Here is a 20,223-nt window from a genome sequence, read left to right as displayed (position 1 = left end):
CCCGCCAGCCGGGACCAAGGGTGTGCCAGATACAACCATCCGCAGTGCGCCCTACAATGCACTGGTCGATGATCTTACAGCAGACGCGAATAATCCTCGACCGATCACGGCAGGCGGGACGGGCGCGACAAACGCGACAGACGCACGCGAAAATCTAGGCGCTATTGCCAGCGCTGATATTCTCGCTTCACCATTGAAAGACGCCCCTGTTGATGCTGACGGCGTAGTTGTGACCGATAGCGAAGATGAGGGTAATCTAAAGCGGGTGCTTTGGTCAAAGGTCAAAGCCTTGATTAATTTGACCAGTGTTGGGGCGGCAGTCGCCGCCGCAAACGGTAAAGCCACGCCCGCAGATGGTGATTTTGTTGCGGGTGTCGAGGCTGGCGGTTCGACCATGTATAAAATTACATGGGGGAACATAAAAACGTGGATCAAAAGCTGGATCGTCAAGGCAGACGTTGGACTTGGTAATGTTGACAACACGTCTGACGCCAATAAGCCTATCAGCACTGCCACGCAGAATGCATTGGACGGAAAGCTTAATCTCAGTGGCGGCGTATTAACTGGCGCATTAAGAACTATCTCTACTTTCGAAGTCCGCGCAGTAATACCGAAAATTTACATGATTTCTCCGGGGGCTGTTATCGGCTATCGGATGGAAGCAAACATTTCTGACACGGTTGATGGCGGGTGGCGCGTTGCTAATGGCTATTCTGGCAGTGCAATACTGGAGGCATTCAGCTCTGGAAAAGTTAATATCCCCGGCTGGCTTGAGGTCAGCGGCATGGGCAATGTCAAGACTTACGTAGACAGCCAATCTTACGCCAGAACAAAAGACTACATGCTTGCGGAAACACTGCCTGTTGGCGGGTACGCATTCGCAAAGAAAATTCTACAAGGGACCATTCAGCCGTACAGCACTGTCGCGGGGTCCGATCTGGATTTGGCGGGAACTACTGCCAATAGTGGCGGTATTGGCTTCGGGACGTGGCAGGTGGTCGGGGCGACCCTTAGCCCAGGAAACGCTACTTTGGTGAAAAGGATCGCGTGATGATTATCGAAAACGTCATTGAACTGAAGTGGCTGGATGCGGAACACACCATTCTTGGCGGGGTAGTCGTAACTTCAGATTTGGGAACGATACCGGTTTGCATCCGTGACAACTACGATACCCCAGAAGGGCGGAAACTGTGGGATGATGCGTTAAGCGGCAATTATGGCCCCATTCTAGAGTATTCAAAACCTGACCCGGGGCCAGAGCCTATTCCCGACGAAATCAGCCGTCGCCAGTTCTTCCAATATCTGGCCGTTATCGGGATCATCAGCAAAGATGAAGCTCTCGCCGCGATGCAGGGCGGTGTTATCCCAGCACCGCTACAGGCCATCATCGATCAGCTTCCAACGGAAGCCGACAAGTTCAACGCTCAGATGTTCGTCGTTGGCGCGCAGAACTTCAATCGCCTGCACTGGCTGACGGACGTGGTTCGGCAGGCGATGCAATGGACTATTGAACAGCGGGACGAATTCTGGCGCGAGGCCGCGAAGCTCTGACATTCCACAAAATCTGACGACAACCGCCGCCCAAAGAGGCGGTTTTTTTGTGCCTGAAAGGTAAAACCAATGAATATGACCGCTGGCGATACCCGCCTCTTGATTGAGTTGGGGCGAGAGCGTGGACTATTGCGAAACCAACTCGCCTACGTCCTTGCGACGGTTCGACATGAGACGGGCGGGAAAATGAAGCCCGTTCGCGAGAACATGAACTATCGGGCCGAACGCATTCTTGAGGTATTTGGAGCCAAGCATTCCGCAAAAGTCACGAAGGCCGAAGCCCAAAAACTGGCCGGAAATCCCCAAGCCTTGGCGGAACGGGTCTACGGCCTCGGCAACCCGAAGAAAGCCGCTGAGCTTGGCAATACGCAGAAAGGCGACGGCTATAAATATCGTGGCGGCGGATATGAGCAGCGTACAGGGCGCAGGAACTTCCGCCGCGTGGGTCTGGAAAGCAATCCGGACAAGATTGTAGATCCCGCTGAAGCCGCCCACGCTGTTATCAAAGACATGGTTGAGGGCAACTATACCGGTGCGAAACTATCGGACTTCATTACTCTCCAGAAATCCGATTTCACCAATGCGCGCCGGGTCATCAATGGCTTGGATAGCGCGGCGTTGATCGCCGGGTATGCACGGGATTATGACGATGCCTTGCGAGCCGAAGGGTATGGTGTCGGTAATGCATCGCCCTCAGATGGTCCAAGTAAGCCCCCGGAAGCCCCAAGTTCTCCCCCGACCGCTGATCCAGCGCCGCAACCCTTCGGCCTAGTTGCGCTGGTCGTGAAGCTTTTCGGTGCAATTGCAGCCATCTTCAAAGGAACAACTCGTGAGCAAGTATAACAAGTTTCTGGCCGCTGCCGTTATGGCGGTGGTTGCTTTCATCCGCTCGTACTTCGGCATCGATCTGGGCGTGGACGACGCGACGGCAAACGCCATTGTTGCTGCATTCACGGCGCTGCTGGTCTGGCTGATCCCAAACAAGGCTCCGATCAAAAAGGAACGGCGCAATGGTTGAGCTCATTTTCTCGCTGGTCGCGGGCGCTCCTGCTTGGCTGATTTATGTCATCGCAGGTGCGTTCGGCGTCCTTGGGGTCTATTTCAAAGGTCGAAGCGACGGCAAGGGCGTTGAGAAATCCCGCCAGACCGAAGCAAACACCGCTGCCAAAAGCCTTGCTGATGAGATTGAGGCCGCTATCGCGGGCCGGGACGCGGAGACGAACCGGGAAAGGCTGTCGAAATGGTCAAGGTGATTGCACTAGCCGCGCTCTGCGCGCTCTCGGCCTGCGCCAGCCCGCAAGGCTCATTTTGCTTGGTCGCAAGTCCTTTGCGGCCATCCACCGCCGCTTTGGCGGCTATGACTGATCGGGAGGTATCAGCGATGCTGGCTCACAATGAACTTGGCGCGAGAATGTGCGGGTGGAAGGCATGACGCCAATGGACACAGAAGCACCGACCGTAAACCGCATGAACGAACTTCCAGACCGGACAAAGGAATTTTTGTCCAAGTTGGATGACGATGACATTGATACGCTCGAAGATGCGATGAAGTTCTATGCGACCGTCCGCACAATGGGCCATGTCGTGAAATGGATGGCGATTACTGTTCTAGCAATCATCGTCGGTTTCGCCTCGCTGTATGAAAACAGTCTCAAAATCTGGGGGTGGCTTTTCCACAGATGACACCGACTATTTCACTCATTCGCGGCCTTCAACCTATTCGTGAGGGCCGCAATATTTTCGTTGAGGTGGAAGGGCAACGGTTCGAGCTTTCTCCCATGCAAGCAAGCCTCATCGCGCAAGGATGGCTCGCGGCGGTCGGAGGAGCGTTTGTTGCTTCATCGGTCGAGGCCGAACGCCTTTGCAATGATCCCCGCAATCACGACAGATGGGAACAGAATGAAGGTGATCCGTAAAATTAGATCGGCGCGCTTATTCATCGTGAGAACGTAAACGGATTGGGAGGCGAAAAGATAGGTTTGCGCAATATGGGAACACTTTTCAGTGCGGTTCCATAATGGTTCCGCGAAAATGGCATTCCGCAGATGCGCTTGCCACAATGTCATTAAACGCTTGAATTTTAAGGAGTTTTTGGTGCCGCTTGCGTGACTCGAACACGCGACCCCATCATTACGAATGATGTGCTCTACCAACTGAGCTAAAGCGGCCCGGAACATAGCGTTCCAACTCCCGAAGGAAGCCATCCGTTTCCGGCTGGACGGTGCGCTGATAACTAAAAGCATGGAGGAAAGCAAGGCCCAAATCAAACAATCTCGATGTTTATTCAAAAGCATTCGCAAGATGCATATTGCGAGCGCTCGACAAGACAGAAGCGGACTGGTGATGCAGAGAACAGGCGAGGGTAATTGTTGAGTTTGAAAACTGCGCCGGCCGTCAAGCAGGCGCAGTCCCGAAACAGTCGCAGAATCAAGAGCCCGCGCAAAGACGCTGGCGAGCGCTTTTGTATTCACGCTCCAATCGGTCAACCAGCTTTCCGGCGGGCGCTACTTCGTGAATCGCGCCGATACCCTGACCGCAACCCCAGATATCCTTCCAGGCCTTGGCCCCATCCTGCTGCGCCGTCTCGAAGTCCATCTTGGAAGGATCGGCTTCCGGCAGGTTATCCGGATCAAGACCAGAACTGGCGATGGATGGCTTCAGATAGTTACCTGCGATGCCGGTAAAGTAGTTGGAATAGACGATGTCGGATGAGTTTGAATCAACGATCATCTGCTTATAGGCATCTGTCGCCCGCGCTTCGGTTGTGGCGATGAAAGGCGATCCGATATAGGCGAGATCGGCGCCCATGGCCTGTGCAGCAAGGATGGAACCGCCATTGGCGATGGCGCCCGAAAGGAGCAGCGGGCCGTCGAACCAGGAGCGGATTTCCTGCACGAGCGCGAATGGGGACAGTGCGCCTGCATGACCGCCTGCACCGGCCGCTACTGCTATGAGGCCGTCCGCACCCTTGCGGATCGCTGAATTGGCGTGACGATTGTTGATGACGTCATGAAGGACGATGCCTCCGTAAGAGTGAATGGCAGCATTCACTTCCGGTACGGCACCAAGCGAGGAAATGACGATCGGCACCTTGTATTTCACGCAGAGGCCGAGATCGTGCTCAAGGCGCTTGTTGGAACGGTGCACGATCTGGTTGACCGCAAAAGGTGCGGAGGGACGATCCGGGTTGGCCCTGTCGTAGGCGGCAAGTCCTTCCGTTATTTCTGCCAGCCATTCATCAAGCTGTGCTTCAGGGCGAGCATTGAGCGCTGGAAAGGAACCGACGACGCCTGCCTTGCACTGCGCCATCACCAGAGCCGGATGCGAAATGATGAACAGGGGAGCACCAACCACCGGGATGCGCAGTCTGCTTTTCAGAATATCAGGCAAGGCCATGTTCAATCGTCCTCCGTGATTGACGTTTCCGTAAACGTAATAGTTCTAGCATCTCCTTGCCTAACGGCAATATCAAAAGCGCGCGAGCGGGTCTGTTGTCATCGGCTGTCTCTCCACGATCGCGACAAAGAGCGTTGAAACCCGAAAATGATAGTATTTCGATACACGAGTATACGGCTATGATCGAAATGCCGCGCTGAAAAGGAATCGCCGTTGTATCGTAGGCCGTTTAGTCACACGCAATGGAGGCTGTTCGGCGCTGTAAAGTTTATACAGATGGGGGAAAACCGCAGTCAGAGTTAATATTTGGTGTCTCTGACATGCTTATCAGCTAGTCAAAGCGGGTGATGAACAGGTAAATGCCTTGATTCAGACGTTAATTTCGCTGAGGCTTATGAAATCGTCTGTATCGGAGGCCGCTTGCTCCTGTTGAGGACGTGACGAAATGGCGGGAAGAACGAACAAGAGAAGAGTAGTCTTTGGAAAGTATTGAGCGCGCTATCAGGAATGCATTTGCCAAGGCGGATGCGCACAATCCGGCGACCCGCCAGCGAATCTACGAATCCGCCTGGGGTGCGCATGAGCGCGCCCTTGCGGCAAATACGGCGCTCAGCGATGGCCAGAAGGAACAGCGTCGGCAAAAGCTCAAGGACGCCATTTCCCGGATCGAAGAAGAGTTCAAGACGGGCGGTGAGGCGAATGATCGTCGCGAGCCGTCGCTCGATGCTCCGCGCAGGGAGGATCCGATCCTTGGTCGCAGTACGGAAGAAGCGTCACCCACACTTGATACCGGCGATATTCGCGCGACCTCGCGGCAGAAAAAGCGCAGCAGCGCCGATCTTGGCTACGAGGGCGGCGTGTCCCGGAAGAACCGCACGAAAAAGAAACGCCATTCACCTTTCTACAGCTATGGTATTCCGGCGCTAGTGCTGGCTGTCGCAGCTTTCATCGGTTATTCGCTCTATAACAGCTTTATCGATCTGGGTCGCGGCCCGACGAACAATCCACTGCGAAGCGATGGCAATATTGCGCCTTTGAAGGAAGGTGAGGAGCCGGGTGGACTGAAGTGGATCACCATCTTTCAGCCGAGCGAGGCGACACGCATGTCTGTCAAAGGACGTGCGACGGCTGAAATCCGGCAGGAAGGCACACGCCGTTTTGCGCGCATCCAGTCTTCGGGGGCTGAGGATGCTATTACATTCGATGTCGGCGAAGGCATTCTGAACCAATTGCAAGGCAAGAAGGCAACCTTCGACATCGTGGCACGCGCCGACGATGGCAATATGACCCAGATGTCAGTCAATTGCGATTTCGGTGGCCTTGGCGATTGTGGGCGCAGGCGCTACGACGTACGCGATTCTGTGAGCGATTTCCTGTTCGAGATGGATATTCCATCTGGCCAGAAACCAGGTCGCGCGGGCACTATCACGGTCAATTCGGATCTCAGCGGTTCCGGCAAGCCCGTAAACATCTACGAAATTCGCGTTTCGACGGCTGCTGAGTAATCAGCCCAGCAGCTTTTCCAGCGTTTCCAGCCGGTCCGCTTCGCGTGGTGGCTTGTCCCAGCGAAGCCGCGAAAAACGCGGAAAGCGCATAGCGATGCCGGATTTATGGCGTGTGGAACGGTTGAGACCCTCAAAAGCCACTTCCACCACAAGACCGTGATCGGGCTCTGCTCGTACGGACCGAACCGGCCCGAAGCGCTCAACGGTATTTTCGCGCACAAACTTGTCCAGCAATTTCAGTTCTTCGTCGGTAAAGCCGAAATAAGCTTTACCGACCGGCACCAGAACCGGCTCATCTTCTGGCCCGGTCCAGACGGCAAAGGTGAAATCTGAATAATAGCTGGAGCGCTTGCCATGCCCCCGCTGTGCATAGACAATCACGGCATCCACGGTGAAGGGATCGCGTTTCCACTTGAACCACGGCCCCTTGGGGCGTCCGGGCAGGTAGTTACTGTCGTGGCGCTTTAGCATCACGCCTTCGATGGCAGGGTGAGGTGGATTGGAGCGAAACTCCGCCAGTTCCTGAAAATCCGCAAAGGGCAGGATGGGCGAGAGATCGAAGCGGCGCGGATCGAGCTTGCCGACGAAGTTTTGCAAGCGAGCGCGTCGCTCGGAAAAAGGCAAAGAGCGTAAATCGCTGCCAGTTTGCTGGTTCCCTTCCTGCAAAAGATCGTAGGCACGCACGAATGCGGGATAGTCGCGCAATTGCTTGGTGCTCACGGTTTTGCGGTTCAGTCGTTGCTGGAGATCGGAGAAAGTAGCCGTCGTTATCCCGGTTTCGCCGTGATGACCGACGAGCAGTTCGCCGTCAATTGCACCTTCAAAATCCATAGCCTCTAGAATGTCCGGGAATGTGCCGGAAATATCGTCACCAGTGCGCGAATAGAGGCGGCGCACGCCACCTTCCGAAACCGCCTGCACGCGAATGCCGTCCCATTTCCACTCTGCACTATAGGCGGATGCGTCAAGCGAGGGGGTTTCAGCTTCGTCGAGCGCTGTTGCCAGCATGACGGGACGAAATGGTGCGGCTGCGGCGGAGGCAGGCTTTTCACTACGGCCTTCGAGCCAGGCGAAAAGCGCTTCATAAGGAGGCGATTGGCCGTGCCATAATTCCTCGATTTCCACGATATTGACACCACCGAAATCAGCAAGAGCCTGTTTGGCCAGACGGGTTGAAACGCCCATGCGTAACCCACCGGTGACGAGCTTCAATAGCGCGTAACGTTCAGAAGTACCGAGCAGATCAAGCCATCCGGCCACGAGCATCGGGCCTTCTCTGCGCGAAGCATTCTGTAATTCGTGTACCACGATCCTCAGTGGTAGATTTGCACCGGGTGCAGTCTCGCTGGGGCCGGGCCAGATAAGCGAAATTGTTTCGGCGAGGTCTCCCACATAATCATAGGAATAAGCAAAGAGTGTCGGATCGGTCCGTTCGCCAATAAGCGCTCGCAGCATGGCAGGCTTCACACTTTGCAGTTCCAGATCGCGCGTGATTGCTGCGAGCGCCAGCCCACGATCCGGGTCGGGGGTGGCACGGAAATAGTCGATGAGCAGACGAAGCTTGCCGTTGCGCTGCGGCGTCAGAACCAGTCGGTCAAGAAGTTCGGCGAAAGCACGCATCAATCGCCCTCGTCTTCATAGCCCACGAGATGCAGCGGCCTTGCCGGAATATTCTGCAATTCGCACCAACGAACAATCGCTTCCTCGCGCCCATGGGTGACCCACACTTCGGCGGGTGCGATTTCCGTTATTGTCGTCGTCAGCTCATCCCAGTCGCAGTGGTCGGAAATGACGAGCGGTAGCTCTACCCCCTGTTGTCTGGCGCGCTGGCGGATGCGCATCCAGCCGGAAGCGAAAGCCGAAATGGGATCGGGAAAACGCCGTGCCCAGCGGTCAGAGAAAGCCGATGGAGGACCGACGATGATCTTACCTGCAAAATCCGGCTGCGCTTCGTCACGTTCCAGAGTGGCTGGTTCCAGAGGACCGAGATCGATGCCTTGCGACTGGTAATAATCGCAGATCTTCTCCAGTGCGCCGTGAATATAGATCGGTTCCGAGTAGCCAGCATTGCGTATGAGTTTGATAACCCTCTGGGCTTTGCCCAGTGAGTAGGCGCCGACAAGATGCGCACGCTCGGGAAATTGCCGTGTTGATTTGATGAGTGTTGAGACCTCTTGTGAAGCCTCAGGGTGACGAAACACCGGCAGCGCAAAAGTCGCTTCGGTGATGAAGACGTCACAGGCAACAGGTTCAAAGGGTGCGCATGTCGGATCGGTTGCACGCTTGTAATCGCCGGAAGCGACTATGCGCGTTCCATCTTTTTCCACCGCAATCTGGGCGGAGCCGAGCACATGTCCAGCACCATGAAAACTGACCCGTACACCGTTGATCGTCACGTTTTCACCGAGCCTTATCGATTGGGTCGTTTCTGCGAAGTCTGCTCCATAGCGCAGCGCCATGATTTCGAGCGTTTCAGGCGTAGCCAGTACGTGTGTGTGACCAGAGCGGGCATGATCGGAGTGTGCATGGGTGATGAGCGCGCGTTCCACCGGGCGTACAGGGTCGATGTAGAAATCGCCGGGTGGGCAATAAAGGCCTTTGGGAGAGGAACAGAGAAGCTGGTTGAAACGCATGGTTTCAAGATAGGTCACGACGTTCGTCCCGAAAAGAGAGGGAGCCTGCGACTGCTGACAAAATGAGAACAAAAGTGAACAAATATCTTGGCGGCTTGCATCACTGCGATTAGATTGACGGCGTGGAACTGAACCTGAAACCCGCCGCTGTATCTGCCGCTTTTCCCTTGCCCGACCGTTTTCTCAAATGGTTTGCGGCCAAGGGCTGGTCGCCGCGCGCCCATCAGCTTGAGCTTCTGGCCCGTTCCGAACAGGGGCAGTCCACGCTTCTGATCGCGCCCACCGGAGCGGGCAAGACTTTGGCCGGGTTCCTGCCTGCGCTGGTGGATCTGGAAAAGCGGCAAGAAAAAGCAAAACCAGGAAAAGCCGGAGCCGGTTTTCCGTCGGAAATAGCGTCAAAATCCAGACGTGGCGTGCACACGCTTTATATTTCGCCGCTGAAGGCCCTGGCTGTCGATATTCATCGCAATCTGACGGTGCCGGTCGAGGAAATGGACCTTGATATATCCATCGAGACCCGGACGGGTGATACGCCTGCGCACAAACGCCAGCGACAGAAACTGGCCCCCCCGGATATTCTGCTGACAACGCCAGAGCAGCTTGCGCTGTTGATCGCATCCAAAGGTACGGAACAGTTCTTTGAGGGATTGCGCTATGTGGTGCTGGACGAATTGCACTCGCTGGTGATTTCCAAGCGCGGGCATCTTCTGGCGCTAGGATTGGCGCGGCTGCGGCGCTTGCAACCGCAATTGCAAACCATCGGGCTTTCTGCCACGGTGGCCGAGCCCTATGAACTCCGTCGCTGGCTGGTTGAACAAGATGGCACTGGGCCAATGGCTGGGCTTGTGACAGTGGATGGCGGCGCCAAACCCGAGATCACCATTCTCGATTCCGACGAGCGGGTGCCGTGGGCGGGACATTCCTCGCGCTATGCCATTCCTGACATCTACGAGGCGATCCGCCAACACAAGACGACGCTCTTGTTCGTCAATACGCGCAGTCAAGCGGAGATGCTCTTTCAGGAGCTATGGCGGGTCAATGAAGACACACTGCCCATTGCGCTGCATCATGGTTCGCTCGATGCTGGCCAGCGTCGCAAGGTCGAGCAGGCCATGGCTGCCAATACGTTGCGGGCTGTGGTCGCGACTTCGACGCTCGATCTCGGGATTGACTGGGGCGATGTTGATCTCGTCATTCATGTCGGCGCACCGAAGGGGGCCAGCCGCCTTGCGCAGCGCATCGGTCGCGCCAATCACCGTATGGATGAACCAAGCCGGGCCATTCTCGTGCCTGCCAACCGCTTCGAAGTGATGGAGTGCCGCGCCGCGCTCGACGCCAATTATCTGGGCGCGCAGGACACGCCGCCGCTGATTGATGGAGCGCTGGATGTGCTGGCGCAGCACGTACTCGGTATGGCCTGTGCCGAACCGTTCAATGCCGATCAGCTTTATCATGAGGTGCGGAGTTCGGCACCGTATTCGAACCTTGCGAGAGACACGTTCGACCGTATTCTGGATTTCGTCGCGACCGGCGGCTATGCGCTTAAGACCTATGAACGGTTTGCAAAAATCCGCAAGACTGTGGACGGCACGTGGCGGGTATCCAATCCGCGCATAGCGCAACAATATCGTCTCAATATAGGCACGATTGTTGAAGCGCCGGAACTGAATGTGCGGCTTACTCGTGGCGGCAAGGGTGGGAACGCACGCGGTGGACGTGTTCTTGGTCGCATTGAGGAATACTTCCTTGAGACGCTCACGGCTGGTGACACGTTCCTTTTTGCAGGCAAGGTGCTACGGTTTGAAGGCATCCGCGAGAACGAATGTATCGCCTCCAATGCTGCTGGACAGGATGCCAAGATTCCTGTCTATGCTGGCGGCAAGTTTCCGCTTTCCACCTACCTCGCCGCACAGGTGCGCGCCATGCTTGCCGATCGAACGCGCTGGCAGTTTTTGCCGCAACAGGTGCGGGAATGGCTGGAAGTGCAGCAATGGAAATCCGTGCTGCCTGCAACAGACGAACTGTTGATCGAAACCTTCCCGCGCGGCAATCGCTTCTACATGGTCGCCTATCCGTTTGAAGGCAGGCTGGCGCATCAGACGCTTGGCATGTTGCTGACACGTCGCCTGGAGCGCATGGGCGCGCATCCGCTTGGTTTTGTCGCGACCGATTATTCGCTGGGCCTCTGGGGCCTCAAGGATATGGGCGCACTGATCGGCACGGGAAATCTGAGCCTCACCCGACTGTTTGACGAGGATATGCTGGGGGATGATCTCGAAGCCTGGCTTGATGAAAGCTACCTCCTGAAACGTACCTTCCGCAATTGCGCCGTGATTTCCGGGCTTATCGAGCGCCGTCATCCGGGGCTGGAGAAAACGGGCCGTCAGGTTACGGTTTCCACCGACCTGATCTATGACGTTCTGCGGACCCATGAACCTGGCCACATATTGCTACAGGCGACACGCGCGGATGCCGCGACCGGACTGCTGGATATCAGGCGTCTTGGCGACATGCTGGCGCGCGTGAAAGGTCATTTACTGCACAAGGCTCTCGACAGGATTTCGCCACTTGCGCTGCCTGTAATGCTTGAAATCGGACGTGAACGTGTTGCGGGCAAAGGGGATGAAATGCTGCTGGAAGAAGCCGCAGATGATCTCATCAGAGAGGCGATGCAATGAAGACTGCGGCATGGAGAAATGGAGAGGCTTACAGTCTAGCCCATGCAGAAGTGCGTGGCGTTGCGGCTGTGTGCGATCCATCCGGCGCATTGTTCCTGCCCGACCTCCATATGCTCATCGTTTCTGACCTGCATCTGGAAAAAGGTTCATCTTTTGCCCGCCGCGGCCAGCTCATTCCGCCCTATGACACTGCGGCAACGCTCGATATGCTGGCGCAGGCCATTGCGCGCTATCAGCCGCGTACTGTCATCAGTCTCGGTGACAGTTTTCACGATGCGACGGCCAGCGAGCGCCTGCCGTCGCTTTATGCCATCCGGCTGAAATCGCTGATGGAACATCGCGGCTGGTTCTGGATCACCGGCAACCATGATCCAGACCGCCCGGTTGATCTGCCAGGCGATTGCGTCGAGGAACTGGCCGTCGGACCGCTTGTTTTCCGACATGAGCCATCGCGAAAGGCCGGGCAGGGAGAGATCGCCGGCCACCTTCATCCGGCGGCCCGCATCGTGCGACGGGGACGGTCGGTGCGCCGCCCCTGTTTTGTAAGCGACGGCGAAAGGCTCATCATGCCCGCTTTTGGAGCCTATACGGGTGCGCTGAATATTCTGGATCGAGCCTTTCGAGGGCTGTTCGTCGACGAGACGCTGCGTGCCTATATGCTGGGGCAGGGCAAGGTCTACCCGATAGCGCGCGGTGCGCTTTACAGTGGTTAATCTCTGCGGAACAGAATGCGCCCAAACCAGCCGGTGAAAACGGCAAGGAAAACGGCGAACAGGCCGTAGAGAAAGCTGTTCTGGTGGGCGGCGTTGTAGATGCTCTGTTCAAAACCTGCTTTGACGATTTCCAGACTGGCATTGGCTTCCCGCAGAAAAACACCGTTGCGGAACAGAAGCGCACGAGCTCTGTGGCGTCCAACCGGAACGTTGGCGGGCAGGTTCAATGTGGCGCGAAACAAGGTGCGGGAAATGAACTCTACACCACCAATGCGCTGCGTGTAGAGGCCTTGGCGGATGTTCATTTCGCGTAGTTCGTTGCCGAATGTCGGGATATTACCTGACAGACTGCTCGGATCCTCTGGAACGAGATAGAAGTTGCGTACACCCACCGAAAGCTGCCGATAGGTTTTCTCGTCCGTAATGTCTTGAAGATTGCGGGTAGAGGCCAGCGAATAAGAGAGCGGGACGCCCATGAAGGTTTGCGAATCCGCATTTACCCAGACGCCGAGATAACGATCCTTCTTGCGCACCACGAGATCGCGCGAAGGGCCTTGCAGCACGACGATTATGTCGTAACGACCTTGCCGCTGGATCATCGGATCAGCATTGTCGAGCGCACCGAATATGGTGAGGTCGGTCCCGCCGAAATTGGAAGTGATAGCGATTGTTTCTGTCGAGAGCCCAATTTCGATGGTTTCATCGGCGGGGTTCTGCAATTGAGGAACCGTGTTGCCGGTGCCGCTGGAATCGATCTGTGCGAGCGCGCTTCCCGTGAGCAGAAAGAACATCAATGCGGAGGAAAGCGTAAGGCTCCGCATGTCAGACATCCGCAATTGAAATGGAGAACAGATTGTCGGGCCGCACGAACAGCCCAAAGGCGAGGCGCAAGCCAACGGCAAGCACTAGAAGCGCCAGCAAAAGGCGCAGCTGTTCGCCGCGTAGCTTTTGTCCTGCACGCGCGCCATATTGCGCGCCGATAACACCGCCAACCATCAAAAGGAAGGCGAGGACGATGTCGATAGACTGGTTGGTCGTCGCCTGCAGGACCGTTGTGACGGCGGTGACAAAGGTGATCTGAAACAGCGAGGTTCCGACAACCACATTGGTCGGAACGTGCAACAGATAGATGAGTGCCGGAACCATGATGAATCCGCCGCCGACACCCATCACTGATGACAAAAGGCCGATGAAGAAGCCGATGCCGAGCACCGGAATGATGCTGACATAGATCGTCGAGGCGCGAAACCGCATCTTGAAAGGCAGTCGGTGTATCCACGTGTGCTGGCCTGACCGCCGCAAAGCACCCGCCTGTCCCTTTTTGACGCGACGGAGGGCACGCAGGCTTTCCACCAGCATCAAGCCGCCAACGGTGCCCAAAAAGAAGACGTAGAGGATGGAAACGATAAGGTCCAACTGGCCGAGATCACGCAGCCACGAGAACACGAATATCCCGACGAGAGAACCCAATATACCTCCCGCCACGAGAAACAGGCCGAGCTTGATATCGAGCGTGCGACGTTTGAAATGCGCCAATGCGCCGGAAACTGAGGAGGCGATGACCTGATTGGCGCCGGTGGCGACCGCGATCGCAGGCGGAATGTTATAAAAGATCAGAAGCGGTGTGATCAGAAAACCGCCGCCGACGCCGAACAATCCGGACAGAAATCCCACAGCAGCGCCCATGCCGAGAAGAACCAGCATGTTGACCGATAATTCCGCAATGGGAAGGTAAATACCCAATTCCGAACCCGGCTTTCACGAACGCATGACACATAATGGCTTGCGGCTGCGTTTCTCCGCAAGATATTTCACCCTACTAAAACATCTCCGGCAAAATTATGAAACTGCTCTGCGTACGGAAATGCATGAAAACAAGTAGTTAGGCTTACCCCCGCAAGCGAGTTTCAGCCCGGCCACCCTTCATAAGGTCTTGCTCCGTCGTTGCCTCGAAGTCAAACGCCGATTGCTGATAAACTTGTCTTGCGGAGTTCTACTTGAGAAAAAATGCGGGGTGTTGTTTAAGAACAACAAAAATAGCCTTGAAGAGCTCGGGGAACGGCTATTATTGGCATAATCCTATAAAATATATGGGAAATGCATTGGCAATTTCTGGCTGCGATGCACTGCGGATTATTCGGACGCATTCTGGCGGTTACTGATGACGATATTGATATCTTCTTTCGGTGTGATGATGGAGTGGCCCGACGACGGATAGAATTGTGCGCGGATTGAAATGTTGTCGGACATTCTACTATCGGTCAGACTGCCGTTTTTAATAACATATAGAAATGGATTGGTCAGGTTCACGCTGAAGTTTCCGGCAAAACGGCTGCTGGACTTGAAACCGAAGCAGTTCATGCTTTCGGCATAGTAACTGCCATTTATTACATTCCATTCTTCCATTGGACTGGAACGTGTCAGGCAGGTCTTTTTACCGTCTGGAGTGGTGAAGTTCGCATTGAACGACACCGCTACGTAAATGTTTTTAAGCTCGAAACTGCCGGATAGGACTTTGAAAATGGATTTGTAGGGATGAATATCCTCGGCAGGAATGAGTTGCTTGTCGCCGGAGGAAATCTCGAAGTCTATCGCATCTCCCTGGAAGCTTTTGATATCCTTGTCGAGCGCGAGAGGAATCTTCGCGATGATCCCGTTCTCCATGTCGTTGTTTACGTGCAAGAGCATCGTCTGTCCCCTCGTTGATAGGGCTCAGATAATAAGGCTCAATGAGTCGATTCAACCTGTCACTTTTCTCAGATTCGTGTGATTGAAAAGAAAAGGGCCAGCAGATGCAGCCCTCCAGTTTTTTTGTTCAATGCGTTACTTGTTCTTTTCAAGAAGAAGCTGGACCAGTTTTTGGTCGACGTCGCCGGTAGGGGATTGTCCGTTTGCCTTCTGGAAGGCGGAAATCGCGGCGCGGGTCTTGCTGCCCATTACGCCATCAGCAGTGCCGACATCATAGCCGTTCTTCTGGAGAATGAGCTGAATGTTGCGAACGGCCTTCTTCATATCCACCGAACCGGTAGTGAGCGGCTTGTTTTCCGTCCATGCATCGGGGACATCAATGGAGTTGCTCGCCTGATCGAGCGGCTTGGCCTTCCAGAGCTCGACCATATCCTTGGCGCGTTTGAGCTGTTCCGGCTTCAGTGCCTTTGCAATCTGGTCGCGCTTGTCTGCTGCATCCTTGTCTCCAGCATTGGCGGCAAGTGAGAACCATTTGTAGCTTTCTTCCAGGTTGACCGGCATGCCCAATCCCTTGGCGGCGAGGATGCCGAGATTGAACTGGCTGTCTTTCACACCGAGTTCTGCGGCATCGGTGAACCAGCGCACTGCGGAAGAATTGTCCGGGTTGCCATTGGCACCAGTTGCGAAAAGAACGGCCAGATTGTGCATCGCGCTGGCGTTACCCTGCTGCGCGGAAAGCTGGTACCAGGTCTTGGCCTTTTCGAGATCGCGGGGCATGCCCAACCCCTTCTCGTTGAAGTTGCCGAGGCGATACTGCGCCGGGGCAAAGCCCTGACCGGCAGAGATCTCGTACCATTTCGCCGCCTTGGCAAAGTCGGCGGCAACGCCGCGACCCTCCATATAGCGATTGCCAACTTCAAAGAGGGCGCGGGCGTCGCCTTTGGCCGCAGCCTCGCGAAGCGCTGCCGGACCGGCTTCTTCCGGTATAGGCGGAATGGCCGCCTCAGGCTGTGCTGCAGGTTCGGGTGATGCGGCCGTTTCCACTGGTTTCACCGGATCGACGGCCGCTTTGGCAAGCTGTTCAACCCGCGTGGGAATTTCCATCGCCGCCTCTTGCTCACCTGCTGGTGGCGGGGTTTCTTCCTGCGCAACTTTCTCCGCGCGTGGTTCTGTGATCGCGAGGGTGCTTTCAGCGGATTGTTCGAGCGCTGGCGTTGTGTCCGATGCAATCTTCGCGGCAATCTCGTCGGCTGGGGCGACTGTGTTATCGGTGGTCGAGTCGATCTGTGGCTCGTCACGGTTAAGGAAGGCAGAGCCTATCTGTAGACCGGCCATAGCAATCATTACCGCACCGATTGCCATCAGGATCGGCTTGCGCTGACGCTGGATCATGTCGCCGACCGACGTTTTCTTTTTGCCGGTGTGCTTGGTCGCGCCCTTCCGTAGCTGTTCGGATTCAGCGGCGGCAAGCTGTGCGGCGCGCCGGGCTGCCGTGATGAAGTCTACCTTGCCGTTGGCGGCCAGTGCTGCATCGGCAGCATCTTCGCGCTGGCGGCGCTCCTCCCGTACTCGCCTCATAATTGAATTGAGATCCGGCATGCCTTCGCTCAGAGGGCGATGGGACGGAGTGACCTCCGGTTCCGGTTCTTCGTTGATGATCGGCTCGACGGCGGCAAGATCGCTTTCGAAGGCCGGTGCATCAAGCATCGTGTCAAAAGTGCTGGCTTTGAGCGCGTCGTCGTTCTTTCCGTCGGATTTATCGGCGCGGCGACCGCGTATTGCCTTGGCGAACCCACCGAAAAGCGATGATTTGCTGGCCGATCGAGCTGTCTGCATGTCAGCAGGGCCAGCCTCGCCCTGAACTGTTGCGAAGGCCGCTTCGGCGGCCGCCGCCGCTGGCGAACGCGGTGCCGAGGGACGTGACGATCCAGAGCTTGGGCTTGTGAAAACCTCTTGCTTTTCACTGTCTGACTTGCCCGACACGTCCTGCTCAAGTCTTGCCAGACGGTCAACGATCTTGACCAATGTGTCGTGGACGGTCTCGAATGTCTTGCCATTGCGCTCGTCGGAGTTACGCGCCAGAGCCTCGAGCGACTTCATGTCTTCGGCAAGCTGCCGGGCGATCACGCTGTCGCCATGCGATCCGTGTTGCAGAACACGCGCGACAGCACTCTCGGCGGCTTCGCGTGCGGCATCCAGCACGGTTTCACGATTGGAGGCGATAGAGCGTTCGATAGAATCGAGACGCGGTTTCAGTTCCGCAATCTCGGCTACAGGCTGTGCGAGATGATGAGCGATATTTGCGATCTGATCTTCAAGGCTCCGGAGCGCCTTCATATCCAGTCCTGGAGCTTCATAGGTTGGCGCCTGAAGAAGCCCCACTGATATCTGCTGTGAAAGATCGTCCAGACGGTCTTCCAGCGTGTGGATCGCACTGTTGTCGACATGTTGCGTGGCATACTGCGTGTCGAGACGCTCGGTCAGTTCTGCAAAGCGACGGTCGATCGTGTCCAGAACAGAAGGATGCGGCTCCTCGGCCCGGCGCTCGGCAGCTTCGAGCTTCTCGCCAATGGCTTCGAGGCGCGCCTCAACGGCATGGTAGTCAGACTGGGTCAGGTTCTCCATAACCTTGCCGACCTGATTTGCAAGCAGGTTAATCTGGTGTGCGAGCTGATCCATAACGGGGTCCGGCAGTGCCGAGCCGCTTGAAAGGCCGTCAATACGCGAGGAAAGCTCGCCGAGTTTGCGATAAAGCGTCTCGGAATTCTGCTGCGCTGCCGAAGTGGCGAGTTGTTCTGCGAGCTCTGCAAGACGGCTTTCGATGCGCTCCAGACGGCGTGCACCGTCCTGATCCGGGCGCTGGGCACGGCTTGCGGCGATGATGGCGCGACTAATTTCGTCCAACCGTTCATCGATCTGCTGCAGGCGGCCCTGCTCAAGCGATGACGCATGTTGCGGATTGAGCGATTCCTCGATGGAATTGGCGAGCTGGCCGATGCGATCTTCGATTGCGCTCAAGCGGCTGGACTGGGGCAGGGTCCCGATTGCGTCACGCACCTGCTCAAGCCGCGAGCCGATTGCATCCAGCGCGGGGTCAAAGGCATTGTGGCGCTGTTCAAAGGCTTCGAAACGGGCGTCGAAGCGGTTCCAGCGATTGTCCAAACGGTGCAGGGTTTCCTCGCGGGCAAGGCCTTGGACCGTGCGGTTGAGTTCATCAAGCTGGCGGCGAAGTGCTAGTGCGTTAGCCTCGCTACTGCGGTCCGCAAGAAGGCGCACACTGTCGCTAATACGGTCGAAGTCGTTGCTCATCCGCTGTGAAAAGCCTTCTTCGCTTGCGGCGCGGTGAAGCCGGGCCATCTCGCGGCTGGCCCGGCTGACTTCGGAGCTCGATGCATAATTTTGCTGCGGTTCTTCATGGTCGCCGCGCATGCGGCGCAGGTTTTCGGCAATCTCGGCAAGGCCGGTGACGGTTTCCTCCGCATGGCGCTCAGGTTGCCGTTGCGAGCGCAGAATATCGCGCATGTCAGGGGTGTCGTCCTGTTCCAGGTCCTTCAGGCGTTTTTCGAGGCTCGCCAAAGTTCGATTGAGTTCTTCCATGGCTGGCGAAGGCGCTCGGCGCTCGCGACGGGCGTTCAATTCGTCAATGATGGACCGTGAACCTGACGCCAGATCTGGGTTTGCCATGAGAAATTCACTTTTTCCAATGATAGAGACCGCCGGAAGCAAATTCAGCAACGCAACCGACAAGAATTTGCTCTGCTTACATTTGTCCAAACGTGGTAAACAACTCGTTAATATACGCGGCTAAGTGAGTGCTTTAGTGGGTGCAGAACGGCATCCCACGGTTGAGCGGGCTGAATTCGGCGGGCCGAAGGCAGTCAGACATCAGAAAGCAGACTTATCGGGTACGAAAGTGCGGCGGTTCATCGAAATCGGAGCTGCGGCACTGGTATCAGTGCAAATGTGAGCTATCATCAACAGTGGTTCCATCGCGCGAATGTGCGGTGACCGGGCGTTTCCGGGGGCGGAAACAGGGTATAACATGAGTAAACTAACAAATGCGCCGGGGCAGGTAGCGGATATGGCAATAGCTGATCTGCTGACCGGTGCAAGCGGCAATGCACGAAAGGAAAATCAGTCGGGCGGTCAGCTATACCGGATCGGTGATCTTGCCGAGGAGTTCGACCTGACGTTGCGAGCTTTGCGCTTTTACGAAGACAAGGGACTGCTCAATCCTCGTCGTGCTGGCGTAACGCGCCTCTACGATTACAAGGATCATACAAGGCTGCGTCTCATCCTTTTTGGACGTCGCATCGGTTTCACGCTGAGCGAGATGGGGCAACTGATCAGCGTATGGGAAAACGGCGCCGCCGATCCGGCTGAGACCGAGAGTTTGCGCAAGCGTTTCAAGCAAAAGCTCTTAAGCCTTGAGATGAAAAAGGACGAGATTGATCGGTCTGTCGAAGAGCTTCGGAGCATTCTGGCGCGAATGGGGCGATCCATGCGCTGATTGCGGACATGCGGCATTATTGAATATAGCTGCCTTTGTCTGGATGAGGGGACAGATAAAGGCAGTCTATTTATTCAGAATAAAAAGTATCATTCCACAACGCTTCGAACGCTCGTGTGCAAAAGCAAGCGGTACTAAGCAATATCGGAACAATTCCGCTACCGCGTGGTTTGTCTCATGCAACGAATCTATGACTTAAACCAGCATAGAGGAGAGCGAGATGGGTGAATTGTTGTTCTGGATTGTGCTGGTGGGGCTGCCCTTGCTCCTCGTGAACGGCTTCGCATATGCGCACTATCTGAAAGGGAAGTCTATTCATCGAATGACCGAAACCTCAAGAGTTCAAGCACAACCCAAAATCAATCGGGCAGAGACGGCGCATACGATCAAATTCGCGCTGGGAAGATCTTGGTTCTTCAGAATTGATCTGCGTCAAAGAATATCTTCTTCAGATGATGTCTTTAGTGGTGTGCCGAGCAAGCTGTGGATTTCCTCCTGCGAGCTTGTTTTTGGGTCCTAAGGCAAGTTTCCTCAATGGACCAGCTACTT

Annotated in this window: 19 protein-coding genes and 1 tRNA gene; 12 read left to right on the top strand and 8 right to left on the bottom strand. The window is 55.8% G+C overall.

Annotated elements, in window-relative coordinates:
- Positions 1–22 precede the first annotated feature (22 nt).
- The 7 genes from FJQ48_RS22720 (at position 23) to FJQ48_RS11945 (ending at position 3,467) form a co-directional block, all read left to right on the top strand.
- The gene (locus tag FJQ48_RS22720; protein WP_247870364.1) at positions 23–1,051 is read left to right on the top strand and encodes a hypothetical protein; all 1,029 of its coding nucleotides are present in this window, start codon (positions 23–25) and stop codon (positions 1,049–1,051) included.
- The gene (locus FJQ48_RS11975; protein WP_139975340.1) at positions 1,048–1,551 is read left to right on the top strand and encodes a hypothetical protein; all 504 of its coding nucleotides are present in this window, start codon (positions 1,048–1,050) and stop codon (positions 1,549–1,551) included. The genes FJQ48_RS22720 and FJQ48_RS11975 overlap by 4 nt, the downstream gene beginning before the upstream one ends.
- A 69-nt stretch (positions 1,552–1,620) precedes the next feature.
- Positions 1,621–2,394 carry a hypothetical protein gene (locus tag FJQ48_RS11970; protein WP_139975339.1) on the top strand — a complete coding sequence of 258 codons (774 nt, stop codon included), beginning with the start codon at positions 1,621–1,623 and terminating at the stop codon, positions 2,392–2,394.
- On the top strand, positions 2,381–2,569 hold the full coding sequence (locus tag FJQ48_RS11965) for a hypothetical protein (RefSeq protein WP_139975338.1): 189 nt from the start codon (positions 2,381–2,383) through the stop codon (positions 2,567–2,569). Before FJQ48_RS11970 ends, FJQ48_RS11965 begins: the two co-directional genes overlap by 14 nt.
- A complete protein-coding gene (locus tag FJQ48_RS11960) occupies positions 2,562–2,804 on the top strand; it encodes a hypothetical protein (protein ID WP_139975337.1) in 243 nt (80 codons plus the stop codon). The genes FJQ48_RS11965 and FJQ48_RS11960 overlap by 8 nt, the downstream gene beginning before the upstream one ends.
- A gap of 184 nt (positions 2,805–2,988) precedes the next feature.
- Complete coding sequence (locus FJQ48_RS11950) at positions 2,989–3,234, top strand: hypothetical protein (protein WP_139975335.1); 246 nt, start codon at positions 2,989–2,991, stop codon at positions 3,232–3,234.
- Positions 3,231–3,467: a hypothetical protein gene (locus FJQ48_RS11945; RefSeq protein ID WP_139975334.1), complete on the top strand. Its 237-nt coding sequence runs from the start codon at positions 3,231–3,233 to the stop codon at positions 3,465–3,467. The genes FJQ48_RS11950 and FJQ48_RS11945 overlap by 4 nt, the downstream gene beginning before the upstream one ends.
- A 176-nt stretch (positions 3,468–3,643) precedes the next feature.
- Here FJQ48_RS11945 and FJQ48_RS11940 read toward each other — a convergent pair.
- Together FJQ48_RS11940 and FJQ48_RS11935 are read right to left on the bottom strand one after the other, a co-directional pair.
- Positions 3,644–3,719, bottom strand: a tRNA-Thr gene (locus tag FJQ48_RS11940).
- Between the two features lie 259 nt (positions 3,720–3,978).
- Positions 3,979–4,947, bottom strand: a complete 969-nt coding sequence (locus tag FJQ48_RS11935; protein ID WP_139975333.1) for a nitronate monooxygenase family protein — start codon at positions 4,945–4,947, stop codon at positions 3,979–3,981.
- A 479-nt stretch (positions 4,948–5,426) separates the two neighbouring features.
- Between FJQ48_RS11935 and FJQ48_RS11930 the strand changes: the two genes are divergently transcribed.
- Positions 5,427–6,452, top strand: coding sequence for a hypothetical protein (locus FJQ48_RS11930; RefSeq protein WP_139975332.1), 1,026 nt, complete (start codon positions 5,427–5,429; stop codon positions 6,450–6,452).
- Here FJQ48_RS11930 and FJQ48_RS11925 read toward each other — a convergent pair whose 3' ends face one another.
- Together FJQ48_RS11925 and FJQ48_RS11920 are read right to left on the bottom strand one after the other, a co-directional pair.
- Positions 6,453–8,072: a cisplatin damage response ATP-dependent DNA ligase gene (locus FJQ48_RS11925; RefSeq protein WP_139975331.1), complete on the bottom strand. Its 1,620-nt coding sequence runs from the start codon at positions 8,070–8,072 to the stop codon at positions 6,453–6,455.
- On the bottom strand, positions 8,072–9,085 hold the full coding sequence (locus tag FJQ48_RS11920) for a ligase-associated DNA damage response exonuclease (protein WP_139975330.1): 1,014 nt from the start codon (positions 9,083–9,085) through the stop codon (positions 8,072–8,074). Before FJQ48_RS11920 ends, FJQ48_RS11925 begins: the two co-directional genes overlap by 1 nt.
- Before the next feature lie 122 nt (positions 9,086–9,207).
- Between FJQ48_RS11920 and FJQ48_RS11915 the strand changes: the two genes are divergently transcribed.
- Positions 9,208–11,763: a ligase-associated DNA damage response DEXH box helicase gene (locus FJQ48_RS11915; protein ID WP_139975329.1), complete on the top strand. Its 2,556-nt coding sequence runs from the start codon at positions 9,208–9,210 to the stop codon at positions 11,761–11,763.
- Positions 11,760–12,476 carry a ligase-associated DNA damage response endonuclease PdeM gene (gene pdeM / locus FJQ48_RS11910; RefSeq protein WP_139975328.1) on the top strand — a complete coding sequence of 239 codons (717 nt, stop codon included), beginning with the start codon at positions 11,760–11,762 and terminating at the stop codon, positions 12,474–12,476. Before FJQ48_RS11915 ends, pdeM begins: the two co-directional genes overlap by 4 nt.
- Here the strand turns inward: pdeM and FJQ48_RS11905 are convergent.
- From FJQ48_RS11905 to FJQ48_RS11890, 4 genes are all read right to left on the bottom strand, one after another.
- On the bottom strand, positions 12,473–13,297 hold the full coding sequence (locus FJQ48_RS11905; protein WP_139975327.1) for a TIGR02186 family protein: 825 nt from the start codon (positions 13,295–13,297) through the stop codon (positions 12,473–12,475). The genes pdeM and FJQ48_RS11905 overlap by 4 nt on opposite strands.
- A gap of 1 nt (position 13,298) precedes the next feature.
- Entirely contained in the window at positions 13,299–14,180 is an 882-nt protein-coding gene (locus tag FJQ48_RS11900) for a sulfite exporter TauE/SafE family protein (protein ID WP_247870366.1), read from the bottom strand.
- A 429-nt stretch (positions 14,181–14,609) separates the two neighbouring features.
- Positions 14,610–15,164 carry a hypothetical protein gene (locus FJQ48_RS11895; RefSeq protein WP_139975325.1) on the bottom strand — a complete coding sequence of 185 codons (555 nt, stop codon included), beginning with the start codon at positions 15,162–15,164 and terminating at the stop codon, positions 14,610–14,612.
- Between the two features lie 135 nt (positions 15,165–15,299).
- A complete protein-coding gene (locus tag FJQ48_RS11890; RefSeq protein ID WP_139975324.1) occupies positions 15,300–18,848 on the bottom strand; it encodes a peptidoglycan-binding protein in 3,549 nt (1,182 codons plus the stop codon).
- Between the two features lie 358 nt (positions 18,849–19,206).
- Between FJQ48_RS11890 and FJQ48_RS11885 the strand changes: the two genes are divergently transcribed.
- Together FJQ48_RS11885 and FJQ48_RS11880 are read left to right on the top strand one after the other, a co-directional pair.
- Positions 19,207–19,674: a MerR family transcriptional regulator gene (locus tag FJQ48_RS11885; protein ID WP_139975323.1), complete on the top strand. Its 468-nt coding sequence runs from the start codon at positions 19,207–19,209 to the stop codon at positions 19,672–19,674.
- A 220-nt stretch (positions 19,675–19,894) separates the two neighbouring features.
- A complete protein-coding gene (locus tag FJQ48_RS11880) occupies positions 19,895–20,194 on the top strand; it encodes a hypothetical protein (RefSeq protein ID WP_139975322.1) in 300 nt (99 codons plus the stop codon).
- Positions 20,195–20,223 lie beyond the last annotated feature (29 nt).

Source organism: Ochrobactrum sp. CGA5 (assembly GCF_006345815.1).
Lineage (GTDB): Bacteria > Pseudomonadota > Alphaproteobacteria > Rhizobiales > Rhizobiaceae > Brucella.
The sequence above is the reverse complement of the archived record's forward strand: the minus strand, read 5'-3'. Positions and strand labels throughout refer to the sequence as shown.

Bases quoted from the DNA above. Each gene is read 5' to 3' on its own strand.
- FJQ48_RS11970 (WP_139975339.1), top strand. From the start codon at position 1,621: ATGAATATGACCGCTGGCGATACCCGCCTCTTGATTGAGTTGGGGCGA.
- FJQ48_RS11960 (WP_139975337.1), top strand. From the start codon at position 2,562: ATGGTTGAGCTCATTTTCTCGCTGGTCGCGGGCGCTCCTGCTTGGCTG.
- FJQ48_RS11950 (WP_139975335.1), top strand. From the start codon at position 2,989: ATGGACACAGAAGCACCGACCGTAAACCGCATGAACGAACTTCCAGAC.
- FJQ48_RS11945 (WP_139975334.1), top strand. From the start codon at position 3,231: ATGACACCGACTATTTCACTCATTCGCGGCCTTCAACCTATTCGTGAG.
- FJQ48_RS11935 (WP_139975333.1), bottom strand. From the start codon at position 4,947: ATGGCCTTGCCTGATATTCTGAAAAGCAGACTGCGCATCCCGGTGGTT.
- FJQ48_RS11925 (WP_139975331.1), bottom strand. From the start codon at position 8,072: ATGCGTGCTTTCGCCGAACTTCTTGACCGACTGGTTCTGACGCCGCAG.
- FJQ48_RS11920 (WP_139975330.1), bottom strand. From the start codon at position 9,085: ATGCGTTTCAACCAGCTTCTCTGTTCCTCTCCCAAAGGCCTTTATTGC.
- pdeM (WP_139975328.1), top strand. From the start codon at position 11,760: ATGAAGACTGCGGCATGGAGAAATGGAGAGGCTTACAGTCTAGCCCAT.
- FJQ48_RS11905 (WP_139975327.1), bottom strand. From the start codon at position 13,297: ATGCGGAGCCTTACGCTTTCCTCCGCATTGATGTTCTTTCTGCTCACG.
- FJQ48_RS11900 (WP_247870366.1), bottom strand. From the start codon at position 14,180: ATGCTGGTTCTTCTCGGCATGGGCGCTGCTGTGGGATTTCTGTCCGGA.
- FJQ48_RS11895 (WP_139975325.1), bottom strand. From the start codon at position 15,164: ATGCTCTTGCACGTAAACAACGACATGGAGAACGGGATCATCGCGAAG.
- FJQ48_RS11890 (WP_139975324.1), bottom strand. From the start codon at position 18,848: ATGGCAAACCCAGATCTGGCGTCAGGTTCACGGTCCATCATTGACGAA.
- FJQ48_RS11885 (WP_139975323.1), top strand. From the start codon at position 19,207: ATGAGTAAACTAACAAATGCGCCGGGGCAGGTAGCGGATATGGCAATA.
- FJQ48_RS11880 (WP_139975322.1), top strand. From the start codon at position 19,895: ATGGGTGAATTGTTGTTCTGGATTGTGCTGGTGGGGCTGCCCTTGCTC.